The sequence below is a fragment of the Bartonella tamiae Th239 genome (assembly GCF_000278275.1).
In the GTDB taxonomy this organism is placed as follows: Bacteria; Pseudomonadota; Alphaproteobacteria; order Rhizobiales; family Rhizobiaceae; genus Bartonella; species Bartonella tamiae.
On the sequence record NZ_JH725147.1, the window covers coordinates 64039 to 81079 of the forward strand.

At 38.4% G+C, this 17041-nt stretch carries 13 protein-coding genes, 1 tRNA gene and 1 pseudogene; 9 read left to right on the forward strand and 6 right to left on the reverse strand.

Annotation, left to right across the window (positions count from 1 at the left end; translation table 11 throughout):
- Positions 1–131 precede the first annotated feature (131 nt).
- From ME5_RS00435 to dut, 7 genes and pseudogenes are all read left to right on the forward strand, one after another.
- Complete coding sequence (locus tag ME5_RS00435) at positions 132–719, forward strand: YqaA family protein (RefSeq protein WP_008037381.1); 588 nt, start codon at positions 132–134, stop codon at positions 717–719.
- A 12-nt stretch (positions 720–731) separates the two neighbouring features.
- Positions 732–1274: a disulfide bond formation protein B gene (locus ME5_RS00440; protein WP_008037382.1), complete on the forward strand. Its 543-nt coding sequence runs from the start codon at positions 732–734 to the stop codon at positions 1272–1274.
- On the forward strand, positions 1261–2139 hold the full coding sequence (gene gluQRS, locus ME5_RS00445; protein WP_008037383.1) for a tRNA glutamyl-Q(34) synthetase GluQRS: 879 nt from the start codon (positions 1261–1263) through the stop codon (positions 2137–2139). The genes ME5_RS00440 and gluQRS overlap by 14 nt, the downstream gene beginning before the upstream one ends.
- 76 nt (positions 2140–2215) lie before the next feature.
- Positions 2216–2713: a GNAT family N-acetyltransferase gene (locus tag ME5_RS00450; RefSeq protein ID WP_280641516.1), complete on the forward strand. Its 498-nt coding sequence runs from the start codon at positions 2216–2218 to the stop codon at positions 2711–2713.
- A 478-nt stretch (positions 2714–3191) separates the two neighbouring features.
- Positions 3192–4178 carry an iron exporter MbfA gene (gene mbfA, locus ME5_RS00455; RefSeq protein WP_008037385.1) on the forward strand — a complete coding sequence of 329 codons (987 nt, stop codon included), beginning with the start codon at positions 3192–3194 and terminating at the stop codon, positions 4176–4178.
- 249 nt (positions 4179–4427) lie between these two features.
- Positions 4428–5186: pseudogene (locus ME5_RS10455) on the forward strand (IS5 family transposase).
- Positions 5187–5351: 165 nt separating this feature from the next.
- Entirely contained in the window at positions 5352–5822 is a 471-nt protein-coding gene (dut, locus tag ME5_RS00460; RefSeq protein WP_008037386.1) for a dUTP diphosphatase, read from the forward strand.
- A gap of 347 nt (positions 5823–6169) precedes the next feature.
- Here dut and ME5_RS00465 read toward each other — a convergent pair whose 3' ends face one another.
- From ME5_RS00465 to fdnG, 3 genes are read right to left on the reverse strand one after another with little or no spacing between them, the layout of a single operon-like run.
- Positions 6170–6856 carry a formate dehydrogenase subunit gamma gene (locus ME5_RS00465; protein ID WP_008037387.1) on the reverse strand — a complete coding sequence of 229 codons (687 nt, stop codon included), beginning with the start codon at positions 6854–6856 and terminating at the stop codon, positions 6170–6172.
- The gene (fdxH, locus tag ME5_RS00470; protein ID WP_008037388.1) at positions 6846–7793 is read right to left on the reverse strand and encodes a formate dehydrogenase subunit beta; all 948 of its coding nucleotides are present in this window, start codon (positions 7791–7793) and stop codon (positions 6846–6848) included. The genes ME5_RS00465 and fdxH overlap by 11 nt, the downstream gene beginning before the upstream one ends.
- The gene (gene fdnG / locus ME5_RS00475; RefSeq protein WP_081489567.1) at positions 7790–10888 is read right to left on the reverse strand and encodes a formate dehydrogenase-N subunit alpha; all 3099 of its coding nucleotides are present in this window, start codon (positions 10886–10888) and stop codon (positions 7790–7792) included. Before fdnG ends, fdxH begins: the two co-directional genes overlap by 4 nt.
- Positions 10889–11306: 418 nt before the next feature.
- Between fdnG and selD the strand changes: the two genes are divergently transcribed.
- A complete protein-coding gene (selD, locus tag ME5_RS00485) occupies positions 11307–12350 on the forward strand; it encodes a selenide, water dikinase SelD (protein WP_008037394.1) in 1044 nt (347 codons plus the stop codon).
- A gap of 440 nt (positions 12351–12790) precedes the next feature.
- The gene (locus ME5_RS00490) at positions 12791–13477 is read left to right on the forward strand and encodes a DUF4167 domain-containing protein (RefSeq protein ID WP_008037395.1); all 687 of its coding nucleotides are present in this window, start codon (positions 12791–12793) and stop codon (positions 13475–13477) included.
- 764 nt (positions 13478–14241) lie between these two features.
- Here the strand turns inward: ME5_RS00490 and ME5_RS00500 are convergent.
- The 3 genes from ME5_RS00500 to selB form a co-directional block, all read right to left on the reverse strand.
- Positions 14242–14889, reverse strand: a complete 648-nt coding sequence (locus tag ME5_RS00500; RefSeq protein ID WP_008037397.1) for an IS1595-like element ISBta1 family transposase — start codon at positions 14887–14889, stop codon at positions 14242–14244.
- Between the two features lie 83 nt (positions 14890–14972).
- Positions 14973–15068 (reverse strand) — tRNA-Sec (locus ME5_RS10460).
- Positions 15069–15105: 37 nt separating this feature from the next.
- Complete coding sequence (gene selB, locus ME5_RS00505) at positions 15106–17034, reverse strand: selenocysteine-specific translation elongation factor (protein WP_008037398.1); 1929 nt, start codon at positions 17032–17034, stop codon at positions 15106–15108.
- Positions 17035–17041: the final 7 nt, after the last annotated feature.

Genomic DNA, 17041 nt, shown 5'->3' on the forward strand with positions numbered 1-17041 from the left:
ACTATATTATCAACTAGGAGTTCGTCAACTGTTTCGTGCATAGAATATCAATTTTCTTATCACTTTTTAAAAACTTACTGGATATTCTTGCCGCACACCATTAAACAAGCATAAAAATGGACAAAAAGTAAATGTTGAAAAGATTGACAAATTGGACGCTTTCACTCGCTGCAAGAAAATCTGCACAATATTGGTTGGCCTTCATTGCTTTTATTGAAAGTTCTATTTTTATTATTCCTGCGGATGTCCTTTATATTCCCATGGCTTTGGTCAGACGCGATAAAGCCTATTATTATGCGATAATTGCAACTGTTTTTTCTGTTTTAGGGGGGATTGCAGGTTGGCTTATTGGTCATTTTGCTTATGAAGCTATTGCCAAACCCGTGCTTGAATTTTACGGCAAATACGAAAGTTTTGAAGCACTACGCAGCACGACGAGTTTAGAAATTATACTTCTTCTTCTTATTACTTCAGGTTTATCGCACCTTCCACCCATAAAAGTTGTTACAATATTAGCTGGTGTTATTGGTATTGATATATGGGTGTTTATTCTTTCTGCAATTTTGGCGCGCGGCGCGCGTTTTTATCTTTTAGCATGGATTATTCGTAAATATGGTGACGTTATGCTTGATTATGTCTTGCCAAGACTAAAATGGTTTATCATTATTGGATGTCTTGGGCTTGTGATAGTCTATAGTCTTTATAAAATATTTTTATAAGAGATTTAAAACATGGTGGATCTAACTATTTTGACCAAACCAATTCACGCTTTTCAAACATGGATGGCATTTGTATTGGCTTTTTTTATGGCTTTTATTGTCGGTTTTGCATTATGGTTAGAACATAGTAAAGGGTATATGCCTTGCAAGCTTTGTCTTGAAGAGCGTGATCCCTATTATATAGGAATTGCACTGGCACTTTTTATTGGTTTTTTAGCACATAAACGTGTTTCTGGCTTTACAGTAAGATGTATGTTTTTATTTTTATCTGTTTTAATGTTTTATAGCTTTGGTCTGGCACTTTATCATACAGGCATTGAATTCAAAATTTGGAAAGGACCAAGCGATTGCTCTTCCAGCGTTACTGCCATAACACAAAATGCGAGCGATTTATTATCTAGCCTTAATTCAAAACGTCCGCCTGCTTGCGATAAAGCCGCTGGCTATATAATGGGGCTGTCTTTTGCAACATGGAACGGTATTTGTAGTCTTATCGTCTCATTTATCGCTGTAATCACTGCCTTCAAACGGACATCAAAAGATGTCAGGGACTAGCAATGTCCATTTACGCTTTGCACCAAGCCCCAATGGTTATCTTCATTTAGGTCATGCGTATAGTGCCTTACTCAATGCGAAAATCGCACAAAATCTTAACGGGAATTTTTCTTTAAGATTAGAAGATATAGATCAAAAACGCTGCGCACCACATTTTGAACAGGCTTTAATCGAAGACCTTAATTGGCTTGGTCTTTCATTTCCTATGCCAATTCGGCGTCAAAGTGAACATTTTGACGTTTATCAAGACGCTTTAAATACATTCATCAAAGAAGACCTCGTTTATCCCGCATTTATGACTCGTCGTAACATTATAAAGACGATTGAAGAAGCGCGTAAAAATGGAAAACTCTGGCCGCATGCTCCAGATGGAACCCCGCATTATCCTCATCATGAGCGTTATAGAAGCATGGGCAAAAGACAGCGTTTAATGACCTCTGGCATTCCTTTTTCTTGGCGTCTCAATATGGAACGCGCACAACAATATATTGCAGATGATCTTTATTTTCTACAGTATGATCATGACAAGACGACATATATAAAAGCAAAACCTGAATTATGGGGGGATATAATTATTGCACGAAATACGATACCAACAAGCTATCATTTAGCCTGTGTGGTTGATGATGCAGTACAAGACATAAGCCACGTTATACGCGGACAAGACTTATATCATGCAACATCCATTCATTGTCTTTTGCAAAAAATTCTAAAATTGAACCATCCGCAATATTTTCATCATCCATTGATTTTGGATGAAAAGGGCGAAAAACTTTCAAAAAGCAAACACCATAAAAATTTAAAAACATTGCGCCAAGAGGGTTTTACTGTTAAAAATCTTTTATCGCTTTTGCCTCCTTTTTAAGGCCTAAAATAAAAAGAAAGTCTTTTCATTGTTCTTCTAAACCAATAATGTGATGTCATGTAGCGACTTCATAGAGATTATTATGCTTATTCGACATGCTGAAGAAAAAGACTTAAATGCAATTACTGCTATTTATAATGATGCGGTTGAACATACCTTAGCGATATGGAATGAGCAAAAAGTGAGCGTTGATGAACGCATAACATGGTGGAAAAAGCGTCAAAGCGCGCAATATCCTGTTCTTGTTGCGTGTGATGGGGAACAGCTTTGCGGATATGCAAGCTATGGACCGTTCCGACCTTTTGAAGGATATAAATTTTCTGCAGAATTGTCGCTTTATATTGATAGACGATTTCGTTCTCAAGGTATTGGTAAAAAACTCTTACGGGCTTTGATCGATCACGCAAAAAATAACTCAATACATGTTCTTATAGCTGGCATAGAATCTAGCAATCAAGCGTCAATTGGCTTGCATCATCATTTTGGTTTTGAAGTAACAGCAACAATGCCAGAAGTCGGATATAAAAAAGGACAATGGCTCAATCTTATCTTGATGCAAAAAACAATCATTTAAAAAATAATCTTCCTTATTTTACAAAAACGTTTCCCTTAAGGTGTGTTTTCATCATGTTTTCATAAAACATAATCAAGCAAACACTTACAAACCAAGCTTTCATTATCAAATTGTACTCTAAGAAAACCATCAAAACGTAATGATAATTTTTCGCATTTTATTATTCAAAGGTCGTCACTTGGAACACTCTATATCTATAACCATCCTTGCACTTTTTTCACCAAATGTCTGATGATCATTATAATAAAAGTCCCAAACTATATTTAGTGATTGATGCTTTTGTTCTTTGTCAATAAATCACATTCATCCACAAGACAATATTTATCCATAAGTTTGAAACATTATCATGACATAATAGAGCGCTGCTCAAACCAGTTTTAAGTCTCATATTACCTAATTTTATCTTATCACATCATTTAAGATTGACATTTGTATGAAATTCCATAATTTAGAATCGTTCTAAATATGGAATAACAGAATGTTTCATCGTTTTTTTACACCAAAATTAAAACAACCCTTTCCTTCCCTTACAGAAAAAGAAATTTTAGCGCTCGCTATTTCTTCAGAAGAAGATGATGAACGCATCTATCTTAATTATGCCGATGGCTTGCGTGATGAATATCCTGAATTTGCGCAAATATTTGAAAAAATGGCAGAAGAAGAAAATCACCATAGAAGACGCTTAATTGATCTTTTTATAAAACGATTTGGAACGCATATTCCTCTTATACGGCGTGAACATGTCAGTGGGTATTACAATCGACAGCCTGATTGGCTCATACGTCCACTTGGTATTCATAAAGTCCGTGAAGCGGCGAGTGAAATGGAAGACCAATCTGCCCGCTTTTACCAAACAGCAGCTATGCAAACCCAAGACGCTGAAACACGAAAATTATTGGGTGATCTTGCAATGGAGGAAAAACACCATGAACATATGGCATATCAATTAAAAGAAAAATATACACCCGACACAGTTCAAGAAAAGGCTCAAGCACTAGAACATAAAAAATTTTTGCTCACATGGGTACAACCCGGGCTCGCTGGTCTCATGGATGGATCTGTTTCAACTTTGGCACCGATTTTTGCTGCAGCTTTTGCAACAGGCGATACACGACAAACCTTTCTTGTTGGCTTATCGGCTTCCCTTGGAGCAGGCATTTCCATGGGATTTACAGAAGCCACACATGATGATGGAAAATTATCTGGTCGCGGTTCTCCTTTCAAAAGAGGTCTTGCCAGTGGTATTATGACAACATTGGGCGGATTAGGACATGCTCTGCCCTTTCTTATTCCTCATTTTTCAGTTGCCACAGCCATTGCATTTCTCATTGTTTTTTTTGAATTATGGGCCATTGTATGGATACAGCACAAATTTATGGAAACACCCTTTTGGCGCGCTTCGCTTCAAGTCATTTTGGGTGGTGCACTTGTTTTTGCAACAGGTATTTTGATTGGCAATGCATGATAATGAAATTCAGATAAATATTATAATTTTTGGATCATAGATAAAGACATCTTGCTCGTTACTTCAAAAGACACAGATTTATTTTTATATATCATATCCCTATAGTCGACAATTATTTTAACATGTTTTTATCGCATAAGACTTTCGTTTATATTCTGACACAATCTAACACTAATTTCAGGATCTATAAATTTGATAGAGTCCATTTTTGGTGGTTTGTGTTTCATTGGTTCGAGGGAGGATTGACCAATGAATGATTTAGTTTTGTTGAGCGAAAATCAGATGGCACGGATATCACCCTTTTCCAACTTTCTCACGGAGTTTTTCGTGTTGATAACCAGTGTGGTGACAGCAGTATTGTCTATGTCATTAAGCATGGTCTGCAATGCAAAGATGCACCTGTTGGCTATGGTCGGCATAAAACACTCTATAAACGTTTTATCCGCTGGAGCCGAATGGGTGTGTTTGACCGCATCTTTACAGCCCTTGCTGGGCAAGACCCAAAGCCTCAACGTATCACGATTGATGCCACACATCTCAAGGCACACCGCACGGCAGCACGCCTCTTAAAAAGGGGATGTTCCCCGCCACATCGGGCGCACGAAAGGTAGCTTGAGCTCAAAACGGCATACAGTCTGCAATCAAGATAGAAAGCCCATATACCGGCTTTGATCAGAAGGACAGATGAGTGACTATAAGGGTGCCGCTCTTCTGTTGCCGGTTCTGCCAGATACACACGAACTCGTAATCGACCGGGGTTATGATGCAGACTGATTCCGTCAGGCATTGTTTGACAGAAACATCAACGCCTGTATTCCTCCAAGAAAGGGAAGGAACACGCATATCCACTTTGAAAGACACCTCTATAGGTACCGCCATAAGATTGAGAAGCTATTGGCAAAATTTAAGGACTGGCGTTGCATTGCAACACACTATGACCGATGCGCACATACATTCTTCTCGGCTATTTGCATCGCCGCTACCCTCATCTTCTATCTTAATGAATAAGTCATGAGTCTCATCTATGTGCTACAAAAAAACTGTCGCATAGTTTCTCAAAGCGTGTGTCATAAAAACTTCAACTGTGTTTTTAATGTATAAGAAGATATGTAGCCTTGCATCAAAATGTCATTCAAATTAGTATTTTTTTAAGTATTTCATAAGGATAGCATCATGTCTCATAATACCCATCACCCCAAGCTATTTATCCGACGTCTCAAACATTCTCATGGTCTTGATCTGCCTCATTATGCAACAGCAGGATCAGCTGGTATGGATTTACGTGCTGCCATATTAGAAAATGAAGATCTTATCATTGTACCAGGAAAACGGCTTTTGGTGCCAACGGGTCTAATCTTTATCCTACCCAATGGTTTTGAAGCACAAATCAGGCCTCGTTCGGGTCTTGCTTTCAATAATGGCGTCACTTGTTTAAATACGCCAGGTACGATTGATTGCGATTATCGCGGCGAAATCAAAGTTTTATTGATCAATCTTGGCGATGAACCTTTTGTCATCAAGCGCGGTCAGCGTATTGCACAAGCCATTATTGCTCCAGCTCCACAGATTTTGATTGAAGAAACAACACGACAAGATGAAACAGATAGAGGCACATCAGGGTTTGGCTCAACAGGCATTCACTAATTTAAAAAACTTGCAGCCTTCATATATGATTTCAATAAACTTCTACTGCTTTAAAAACCATCTACTTAACTAAAATGAAATAAAAGTTAATGACCATTTTCACATATTTGAAGTGTATTATTACGAAAAATATCGTTACGTTTAACGCATTTTTAAACAAACAATAAATAAAGAAAAAAGTTTTTTTATCAGACTTCATATACGTATAATGTTTTTATTTCTTTACAACAAACAAGTTTTAATTTTATTAAAACTCTTTAAAAAAACCTGCAAATGTTTTATAATTTTGCAGGTTTTTCTTTTGAAATTTTAAAATATACTTTCAAAAAATAAAAACTGAATTGGTCTTATTTTTTGAGATCCTTGATCTCACGATTTTTCAACATTGAATCATACCATTTACGATGATGTGCCCACGCAAAACCACCAGACACTTTTCCCTTAACCATTGCTCGTAAAGATCCACGAATCCAATAAACAGCATACATGTGCATGACCCAAATGGCGATAATACCTGCGGCAACCAAAGAATGAATGATTAATGCATAACGTTGCCATTCTATCGGAACGAAAGGCGCAAAATAGGCTTGCCAAACCATTAAGCCTGAAACAATGAGAATGATTAATCCAAAAGACATAGCCCAAAAAATACACTTTTGACCAAAATTATATTTACCAACAGGCGGTAATTTTTCTTCATTGCCTTCTAAAACATCTTTCATCTGCATTGCCCATTGCAAATCAGATTTTTCCCAGATATTTAATCGCCAAAAGCGGAAAAATAACCCAAAAAAACTTAAAAGCATAACAATGCCAATATAAGGATGGATCATCCGAACAACCTGCCCTCCGCCAAAAAGATTGGCAAGTGGGAAAAGAAACGGCCAATACATAATCAACCCTGTCAAAGCTAAAAGGATCATTGATCCAGCCGCTATCCAATGGTTTATACGTGCTCCACGCGTATAACGATCAACAACCACAGGACTACCACGGTGAATCCTATCACCTTTTTCATAAAGCTTATTTTTCATGATCGCTGTCCTCCAAAGCTTTTTCCGCCTCGTTTTCATCATGTTGTTTGACGCGTGTCGGTCCCATAAACAAAGCGTGAGCTGCTGCTCCTGCAATAGCAGCGCCAATAGCACCAAGCCCAAGATATTTGGAAACACCTTTCCATGTTTTAACGATCGGCGAAATACGCGGCTCTTCAGGTAAGTTTGAATAAATATTGGGTTGATCCGCATGATGAAGAACATACATCACGTGTGTGCCACCAACGCCTTCAGGATCATAAAGTCCAGCATTTTCATAACCGCGATTGTTAAGATCAGCAATACGATCTTTTGCATGTTCTTTCAAATCTGCTTTTGCACCGAACATAATCGCCTCAGTGGGACAAGATTTTGCACATGCAGGGATTTGACCAACAGCAATACGATCTGAACATAAAGTGCATTTATAAGCTTTATGATCCTTTTTCGAAATACGCGGAATATTGAAAGGACATCCTTTCACGCAATATCCACAACCAATACATTTATCGTGATCAAAATCGACGATCCCATTTGAATATTGCACGATGGCTCCTGGCGAAGGGCATGCAGTAAGACAGCCAGGTTCTGCGCAATGCATGCAACCATCCTTACGGATAAGCCATTCAAATGTGTCAGTTTCAGGATTGACCCATTCGCTAAAACGCATAATTGTGAATGCTTCAGGAGTTAAATCATGCGGATTATCATAAACACCGACATTGGTTTCAATTTCAGGACTGAGATCATTCCATTCTGAACACGCAGATTGACACGCTTTACAGCCAATACATCTTGAAACATCAATGAGTTTAGCGACAGGTTCGAGTTGCCGCTTAGGCTCTGGCACAGTTGATGCAGAAGAACGAATATAGTCATCTGGACCAAATTGTTGAACAATCACATCCTGTGTTGGAGGATTAATGTTAATATTCATGCTTCAGACCTCCCATCGGCATCAATAGGTGCCCTTGATTTTTCCATATTCACCAAAAAGGCTTTAAATTCTGGTGTTTGAGAATTGGCATCGCCAACAAAAGGTGTCAAAGAATTAGGACCAAAACCTTTTTTGGCAGCGCCGACAAACCCCCAATGCAAAGGTATACCTATGACATGAACGGATTTTCCATCACATATGAGCGGGCGAATACGTTTTGTTACAAGCGCTTTGGCATAAACTTCACCACGTTTATTCCAAACTTTAACCCAATCTCCCTTCACAACACCTTTTTCTGCTGCCAATTCTTCAGAGATTTCAACAAAAAACTGAGGTTGAAGAGATGCATTAATGCGATTATTTTTCGTCCAATAATGGAAATGCTCTGTCAGACGATAAGAGGTTGCAGCAAATGGAAACTCTTCACTGTTTCCCATCTGCTTTAAATCTTCGTCAAAAACACGAGCAACAGGGTTCCCACGAATATTTGGTGCAACAGGGTTAACAATGGGCGATTCAAACGGTTCATAGTGAACAGGAAATGGTCCGTCACGCAAGCCACCAAGCGAAAACAACCGTGCTGAACCTTCTGCGTTCATGATAAATGGACCAACATCTCGTGGATTTGAAGCGGGTGGAATGTCAGGCACATCAAAGCCTGTCCATTTTGTCCCGTCCCACTCGATAATTTTACGACTTGGGTCCCATGACTTACCGTCAATATCTGAAGACGCGCGATTATAAAGAATACGACGATTGGCAGGCCATGCAAATGTCCATTTAGGATAAAGTCCACTTTCATCATAATCTGTATTATCACGAAGAGCCATTATATTGCCCTCTTCCGTAAAACTTCCTGAATAAACCCAACACCCTGCCGCAGTAGTCCCATCATTCCGCAATTCAGCAAAACCTGACAATTGTTTGCCTTTTTCAAGAATTTTTTTGGTCGGATCGTTTGGATCATACACATCTTCAAGAACATAGCCATTCATTTCTTTGGCAAGTTCTTCAGATAAAGGATTATTTTCATCCGCATATGGCCAATAAAGATTGACAATCGGATCAGGGTAAACACCGCCTTCTTCCTGATACAATTTTTTCAATCGTAACCAAATTTGAGCCATAATCCAAGTATCATATTTGGCTTCTCCCGGTAGGTTCTGACCTGGCCAATGCCATTGCAACCAACGCCCAGAATTAACAACTGCACCTTCATCTTCTGCGAATGAACTAGAAGGCAGTTGAAAAACTTCCGTTTGAATGTCTGCTGGATCAACATCGTTAAAATCACCATGATTTTCCCAAAAGCGCGCAGTTTCTGTCTCAATTGGATCCATCACAACAAGATATTTTAGTTTGCCTAAAGCACGTTGAACTTTTTTACGATTTGGAAACGCCAAGACAGGATTGAAACCTTGACAGAAATAGCCTGTCATTTTCCCATGATCCATAAGATCAAAAGCTTTGAGGATGTCATAATTGGCAATATCAAGCTTAGGCAAATAATCATAGGCCCAATCATTTTCCTTGGTCGCTGCATCACCCCACAAAGATTTCATTAAAGAAATAAAAAATTTATCGTAATTTTGCCAATAGCTTACCTGATTGGGTCGCGTAGGTGCATATTTGCGTGTTAGAAAATAGGTTTTTAAATCTGTCTCATCCTCAAGTGGAATATTCATATATCCGGGAAGCAAATTTGACATCAGTCCAATATCTGTCAAACCTTGAATATTTGAATGACCACGAAGCGCATTCATACCACCACCACGTACACCAATATTGCCAAGAATAAGTTGCAACATAGCCATGGTGCGAATATTTTGTGATCCTTTAGAATGTTGCGTCCAACCCAATGCATACATTGAGGTCATTGTTTTGGTTGGTGTTGAACATTCTGCAATCATCTCGCAAATTTTAAGGAATTTTTCCTTGGGCGTACCACAAATACGTTCAACAAATTCTGGTGTATAAGCACTGACGTGTTTTTTAAGCATTTGCCACACACAACGCGGATGCGTCAATGTTTCATCAGTTTTGGCAAAACCATCTTCACCCACTTCATAGGCCCATGATGAACGATCATAATCGCGTTTTTCTTCATCATAACCACTAAATAGGCCTTCGTTGAAATCAAATTCTTCCTTAACAATTAATCCAGCATTGGTAAAATGCTTCACATAGTCATGCTGAACCTTATCATTACTCATACAATAATGAATAACCCCTGATAAAAAGGCAATATCAGTTCCTTGGCGGATCGGCGCATAATAATCAGCAACGGATGCAGAACGCGTAAAACGCGGATCAACAACAATGAGCTTGGCACCGCGATTTTCTTTCGCATGCGTTACCCATTTAAAACCACAAGGATGGGCTTCAGCAGCATTGCCGCCCATAATGATAACAAGATCAGTTGAACGGATATCCGTCCAAGCATTTGTCATTGCACCACGACCAAAAGTTGGGCCCAGACTGGACACCGTTGGGCCGTGTCAAACGCGCGCCTGATTATCAAATGCAAGCATTCCGCTTGAGCGCACAACCTTATATGTTACAAAAGCGGTTTCGTTTGTGGTGGCAGATGCGGCAAGGAACCCCGTCGTCAACCAACGATTAACGGTTTGTCCTTTTTGATTTTTTTCAACAAAATTCGCATCGCGATCATCTTTCATGTAACGGGCGATTTTATCAAGCGCTTCATCCCATGTTGTGTCTTCAAAATGATCAGAACCCGGGCGGCGCACTTTTGGCTTGGTAATACGGCTCTTAGAATGAATCGTATCCAATAATGCTGCACCTTTCGGACACAAAGTTCCACGATTGGTCGGATGATCAACATCACCTTCTACGTGAACAACTTTGGCATTGCCTTCTTGCAGTGAACCTTTTGAATAAAGGATAATGCCACAAGCAACGGAACAATATGTACAGGTTTGGCGCGTTTGTGTCGTGGACGCAAGCTTAAATGGTCTAATTGCAGAGGCTGCTGCAGCTTCTGCTTGACTAAAACCAAGCGATCCGAGAGCGGTCGCACCAACACCCGCACCAGCACCCTTCAAAAAGGTACGACGCGAGATTTCAATATTCATCGAAAATTCCTCAATATATACATGTCTTATTTGCCTTAGAATAGAAGCTTTCTAATCTTATGTCAAAGACATTGGCGCTAACAAACGCAAAAACCTGCTCAATTTGTTTTAAAAAATGTTATCTTGCACATCAATTTAAATTCCCCATGAGGATGGAAAACCCAAAAAAAAGTGAAATAAAGCAAACACGCATTATAGTTACTGATTAATACATGAATAAATATTATACTTATTCATATTATGTCAAAAAACAGACACGTCAACGTGAAAATTTTGCCAACTAAAGACTCTTTTGAAAAGATGCACACCAAAAATCAATATTGACATTCATCGTGAACGGATTGATCGTACATTGATCATCGTCATAAATAGCGTATGATTTCTTTATATTCATTTTTATTTAAAAAAAGGACATATGATGACACCCATCCGTTTGACAAGTCTTGCCCACGGTGGGGGTTGCGGTTGTAAGCTTGCGCCCTCCATTTTGCAAAAAATGCTCAAAAACCAACCGAGCTTCGGACCTTTTGAGCATTTGCTCGTGGGGACAGATACCAATGACGATGCCGCAGTTTATGCGCTCGATGATGAAACATGCATTATTGCAACAACTGATTTTTTTATGCCTATGGTGGATAATGCCAAAACGTTTGGTCAAATTGCTGCAACCAACGCTATTTCTGATATTTATGCAATGGGTGGAAAACCAATTATGGCGCTGGCCATTTTGGGTATGCCGATTGATAAATTAGACCCTTTAATTGTCGCTGATATTTTAGCAGGTGGACGTGAAAAAGCTGCTGAAGCAGGCATTGCTGTGGCTGGTGGTCACTCTATTGATTGCCCAGAACCTGTTTACGGACTCGCTGTCATAGGTATATGCAAAAAAAGCCAACTACGCCGTAATAACCAAGCGAAGATCGGTGACAAATTGGTATTATTAAAAGCTTTAGGTGTTGGAATATATTCATCTGCATTTAAAAAGGATGCTTTATCTGAAAATGCCTATCAAGAAATGATAAAATCAATGACACAGCTCAATAAAATTGGAACTGAGCTTGGCAACCAATCTGATGTTCACGCATTAACAGATGTTACAGGTTTTGGAATTTTAGGTCATAGTTTAGAAATGGCAGAGGGTTCAGGCGTTGAAATTCAATTAAATTTTTCAAAATTACCTTTTTTATCTCAAGCACAAATATTGGCACAAAAAGGTTTTGTAACGGGTGCCTCACATCGCAATTGGGACAGTTATGGTCATAAAATAATTTTGCCAGAAAAATTGGAAGACTTTCAGCGTCATCTCTTAACAGATCCTCAAACATCTGGTGGCTTATTAATATCTGTGAGCGCAAAAAAAGCGGATGAGTTGGTTCAAAAAGCTCAAAACGAAGGTTATAACCATGCAAAAATTATTGGTGAGGTTCATGAAGGATCCTACAGAGTTCGTATAAACGAATGATATAATACTATGTTTGCTGTTGATACATGCCTGACCCCTTTTTTTAAGACTGTTCAATCTAGTCATGATTTTTTTGAAATGATGGCTAATATTAAAAAAAATACTGTCAATGACATCTTTAATGAGAAAATTGTCGGTATTTATTTAATAAAATTGTGAAAAAAAACTTTTTTTACATAATTTTTCTTTTTTTTTTAAAAAAATGCTTGGCATTTTATACGAACATCGTTAGGTTCAAATTTATCAGCAGATATGTTGCGGAGCATCGCGAGCAATCGTTTTCCAACTGCTGTTTGAGATTTTCAGAAAAATTGATTAGAGCTTGATTGACTTTCAGGACATATAATCAAATTGGATATCGGTCATAAGCCGCTTTATCCTATGTTGAAAATACAAGATTTATACACCAACAAATGATAAGGCATCCAAAAGAGATTATTATGAGGCCACAGCAAAATAGGCGCATGCGCGGACGCAATAACAATAATGGAAACAATAACAATCGGCGCGGTCCAAATCCACTCTCTCGAAATTATGAAAGCAATGGACCTGATGTTAAAATACGCGGAAACGCACAGCATATTGCTGATAAATATGCCGCTTTAGCACGAGATGCTCAAGCCTCAGGTGATAGAGTTATTGCAGAAAACTATCTGCAACATGCTGAACATTACACACGTATAATTTTAGCTGCACAAGCACAAATGCCACAAACACCTCCACGTGAAGAAACATTGGAGGATGAAAATGATGACAATACACGGATTGATCACGCAGGTGAAAATGATCATAATGACTCAAATGCTGAGAGTTCACAAAGTTTAGACAATAGTCCTCAGCCAAAAATTGAAGAGGTTCGTGCTGAAGTTGCTTTATCTGAGAATGATGATATCGCTGAAAAAAGAGAACCTGTAAAACGTCAGCGTCGTGCACCTCGTCGCAAAACTTCACAATTGTCGGAAAATGACCATCAAGAAGATGAAAAAATCGAAACTGTTTCCCAAGCAGAACACAATGCGTCTGAAGACATCTCACAAAGTGGCGATACTCTTGTAGAAGAAGAGAAAAAACCTCGTCGTCGGCGTGTTGTCAAAACAAAGGTACAAAAAGCCGAAGAAGAAGTTTAAATAAGTATAATCTTTTTATAAGAATGAAATTTTCAAAAACGATTTTTAATCTTTGCAAACCTCTTATTGGCTTTGAGCAGGACAAACTCTCTTGACATCTTGCGCATTTAAAAAAAATAATTGTGGTCACATAAGTTTTATATATTAAATCTTGACCAAATCTATCAACTTATATAAATTTTTAGCAATATTTATAGAGTGGTTGGCTATGTCATTTTTTTTAAGCTTTTATCTCTTTGTATTTATTATTCTGGTGCAAAAGAGAATAAGAGTTCAAATTTTATGAAGCAATGGACAAAAGACTTTGAAAGCCTTTTGGGCTCATAACAAACCCGTTTGCATGATTGTTGATGCACATGAACGTCTTGAAGACAAGAATGCAAATATTATGACCTTATGGATGAAATCCCATAAAGATACGCTTCAAAAGAAAATTTTATCAATAATTTATATTGCAAATGACGAAAAAGAATTTGAAAAATTTCATATAAAATACAAAAAGTGAAAAAACATTTCCATACCTAATGACAGTGGTTCAATCTTTAAAAAATACGAAAGAAATCGCCAATTCAAATATTATCGTTCATGACTAAACCATAAGACTTAATTTTAAGATTGTTTCCTTTAGTCTTTATTAAATGAAGTGTTTATCACATCATTATTATCATCAAACGTATCTCAAGATTATAATGGCGCTGAGCGTATATATAAGCCAGGCGGCATGACTCTATAATAAAAATTTATGGGGCTGTCCTAGATAATTGCTATGAACTATCTCTTACTAATTGTTTTAAAAGGGAAAATTGAACTTTTGGGTCACTGTTGTTAAAACGCCATTCACATTCTTTCAAAAATAGATAAAAATGTTCTCGAGGAATACCATTAAATTTACGTAAATGGCGCTTAGCTTGGTTCCAAAAATTCTCAATTCCATTGATATGATTGTGCTTATCTGCAAATAATTTGCTATGATTAATACGATAATGAGTAAACTCACTGACGTCAAGAACATCATAACTGCGATAAGTATCGGTATAAACTATGCTATCAGGTTTGACATGCTCCTTAATAATAGGAACTAAGGTGACGGCTCGAGTATTGGGAACTAAAACCGTATAAAACTTGCCATCACGCTTTAAAAGCCCAAATACTGGTACTTTTCCCAAAGCTCCTCGTCCACGCTTCCCCTTGCGCCTTCCTCCAAAATAAGATTCGTCAGCTTCAACTTCACCTTCAAACATTTCCAAATGATCACTATGAAGATAAATCAGACAACGAAGGCGATGAAAATAATAAGCAGCCGTTGTTTTGTTAACACCAACTAAGGCAGCTGCCGTTCTCGCTGTTGAACCAGCTATAAATAATTCTATAAGCTTGCATTGCTTATACCAACTTAAACGACTTTTTCTCATGGGCTAACCTTAGATAATTTACGTTATCTAGGACAGCCCCAAATTTATAGTTCTCGTATAAACACCCGTTAAGCGGATCAATATGGCGGAAGAGCATGGGAGTCGAACCCACCAAAGACCGTCTCACGGCCCCTTACGGCTTTGAAGGCCGCACTCATCACCGGATGAAAAGCCCTTCCAACTTTGTTATGGTATTTTTTATAACAATCTGCAAGTTTAATGATCGTTAAAAAGATTAAAACGATGCGGATTAAGACGACGTCGATCACCTTTACGAATGGTAACACCGTGTCGATCAAAAAATTCCAAAAGTAAAATTGCGATCTTACGACCATTATGAAGCGCATCGCGTAAATCGGCAGCAGTAAAAAAACCATTAGATTGAGTAAGCTGAATAGTATGCATTTGACGAACAATCTCATGCAGAACCTCACGTGGAAAAAAGTAATCTTGCGCCACTTCATAAACACGCCCCATACGTGAAGCAGATTTTAAAATTTGACGCATATCATTTTCATCAATTGACAATAAAGTCGCAAAATCACGCGTACGGCTTGGTCGAAAGCGATCTTCACCCACTAAATTAGTATGAACATATTGAAAAATTTTCTCGTCTTCATCGCTCAGTTTTGCCTCATGACTGGATAGACCAATCCATGCACCTTGTATTTTTAAGACTTGGGCCTCAATTTCCGTTTGGAGAAAAGCACGAAAAAAGGGCATTTTTATTTCTGGAGCAATATCACGGCGTAGTTTTTCAAGTCCAATACCAAAAAGATCAGGGGTGTTGTCATGAAAATCTTTTAAATACTCTAAAATTTTATGCTTTAATATATTTTGATGTGTTTGCGTCATGACAAAACGCTCACGTCCAAAATGAAAACTGCAAAACGCTTCTGAAGAAAGAACAGTCTTAGCCTCATCTTCAGTTAAGTTACGCGCACGGCAAAATGGAATCCATTCAATGCCAAATGGGAACACTTTAAGAAGATCATTTAACGCGGTTCTGTCATCTTTTTGTTCCATTGCTTTTAAAACAGCGAGCCGCTCAGGCGTTTTACGTTTTCTCGCTGGTGCAAAAGGATCAAGAATCTCACCTCCACCGATAGTGCGGCTTGCGCTCGTATCACGTATGATAAAACGATCACCAACAACAGCAATAACAGGTTTATCCGTTACAATCTGACAATAGGCTTTTTCACCGGCTGTAACACTGTCTTTATCCAAAAAAACAAGACGTGCGCTGATGTCTTGTGCATTATGATGAAAATGAACAGGAAACCATTGCGTTAAAGGTTTTTTTTCTGTTTCGACGATTCTCACAGACCCATCAAAACGCATTGTTGGATGATCAAGAAAGGGATCAAGAACAACCATACCACGCTTTATTGATGTTTTATCAACCCGTTCACCAACAAGATTTAAAGCGGCTCGATCACCTGACTGCGCTTGTTGTGCGTTTTCATCTTGCACATGAATAGAACGCAATCGTATGGGCATATGGATAGGCCCGACAATCAACTTATCATTCTCAAATGCTTGTCCTGAAATGACCCGACCTGTTACAATGGTGCCAGCGCCCGCAAGCGTAAAAATACGATCAATAACATGTCGAAATCGACCCGTGACCTTAAGATTTGGCTTCTCTATTGCCGCCTTTTCAATCACGGCACGCAGCTTAGCAATTCCCATTCCTGTTTTTGAAGAAACCGCTATCATTGGCGCATCTTGTAAAAATGTATTATGAAGAAACACTTTCACATCTTGCCTTAATGCATTTAAGCGTTTTTCATCAACCAAATCACTACGCGTTAAGACAACAATACCATGGTGAATATTAAGAAGTTTTAAAATCTCAAAATGTTCACGCGTTTGTGGCATAATCCCATCATCTGCAGCAATAACAAGCATAGCAAAATCAATACTGCCAGCACCGCTTACCATTGTATGAATAAGCTTTTCATGACCTGGAACATCAACAAAACCGATGCGTTGACCACTTTCTAAAGTTTGATAAGCAAAACCTAATTCAATAGTAATGCCCCGTTGCTTTTCTTCAAGCAAACGATCGGTATCAACACCGGTTAAAGCACGAATGAGGGTGGTTTTACCATGGTCAATATGACCAGCTGTTCCTATTATCATTTTTTTT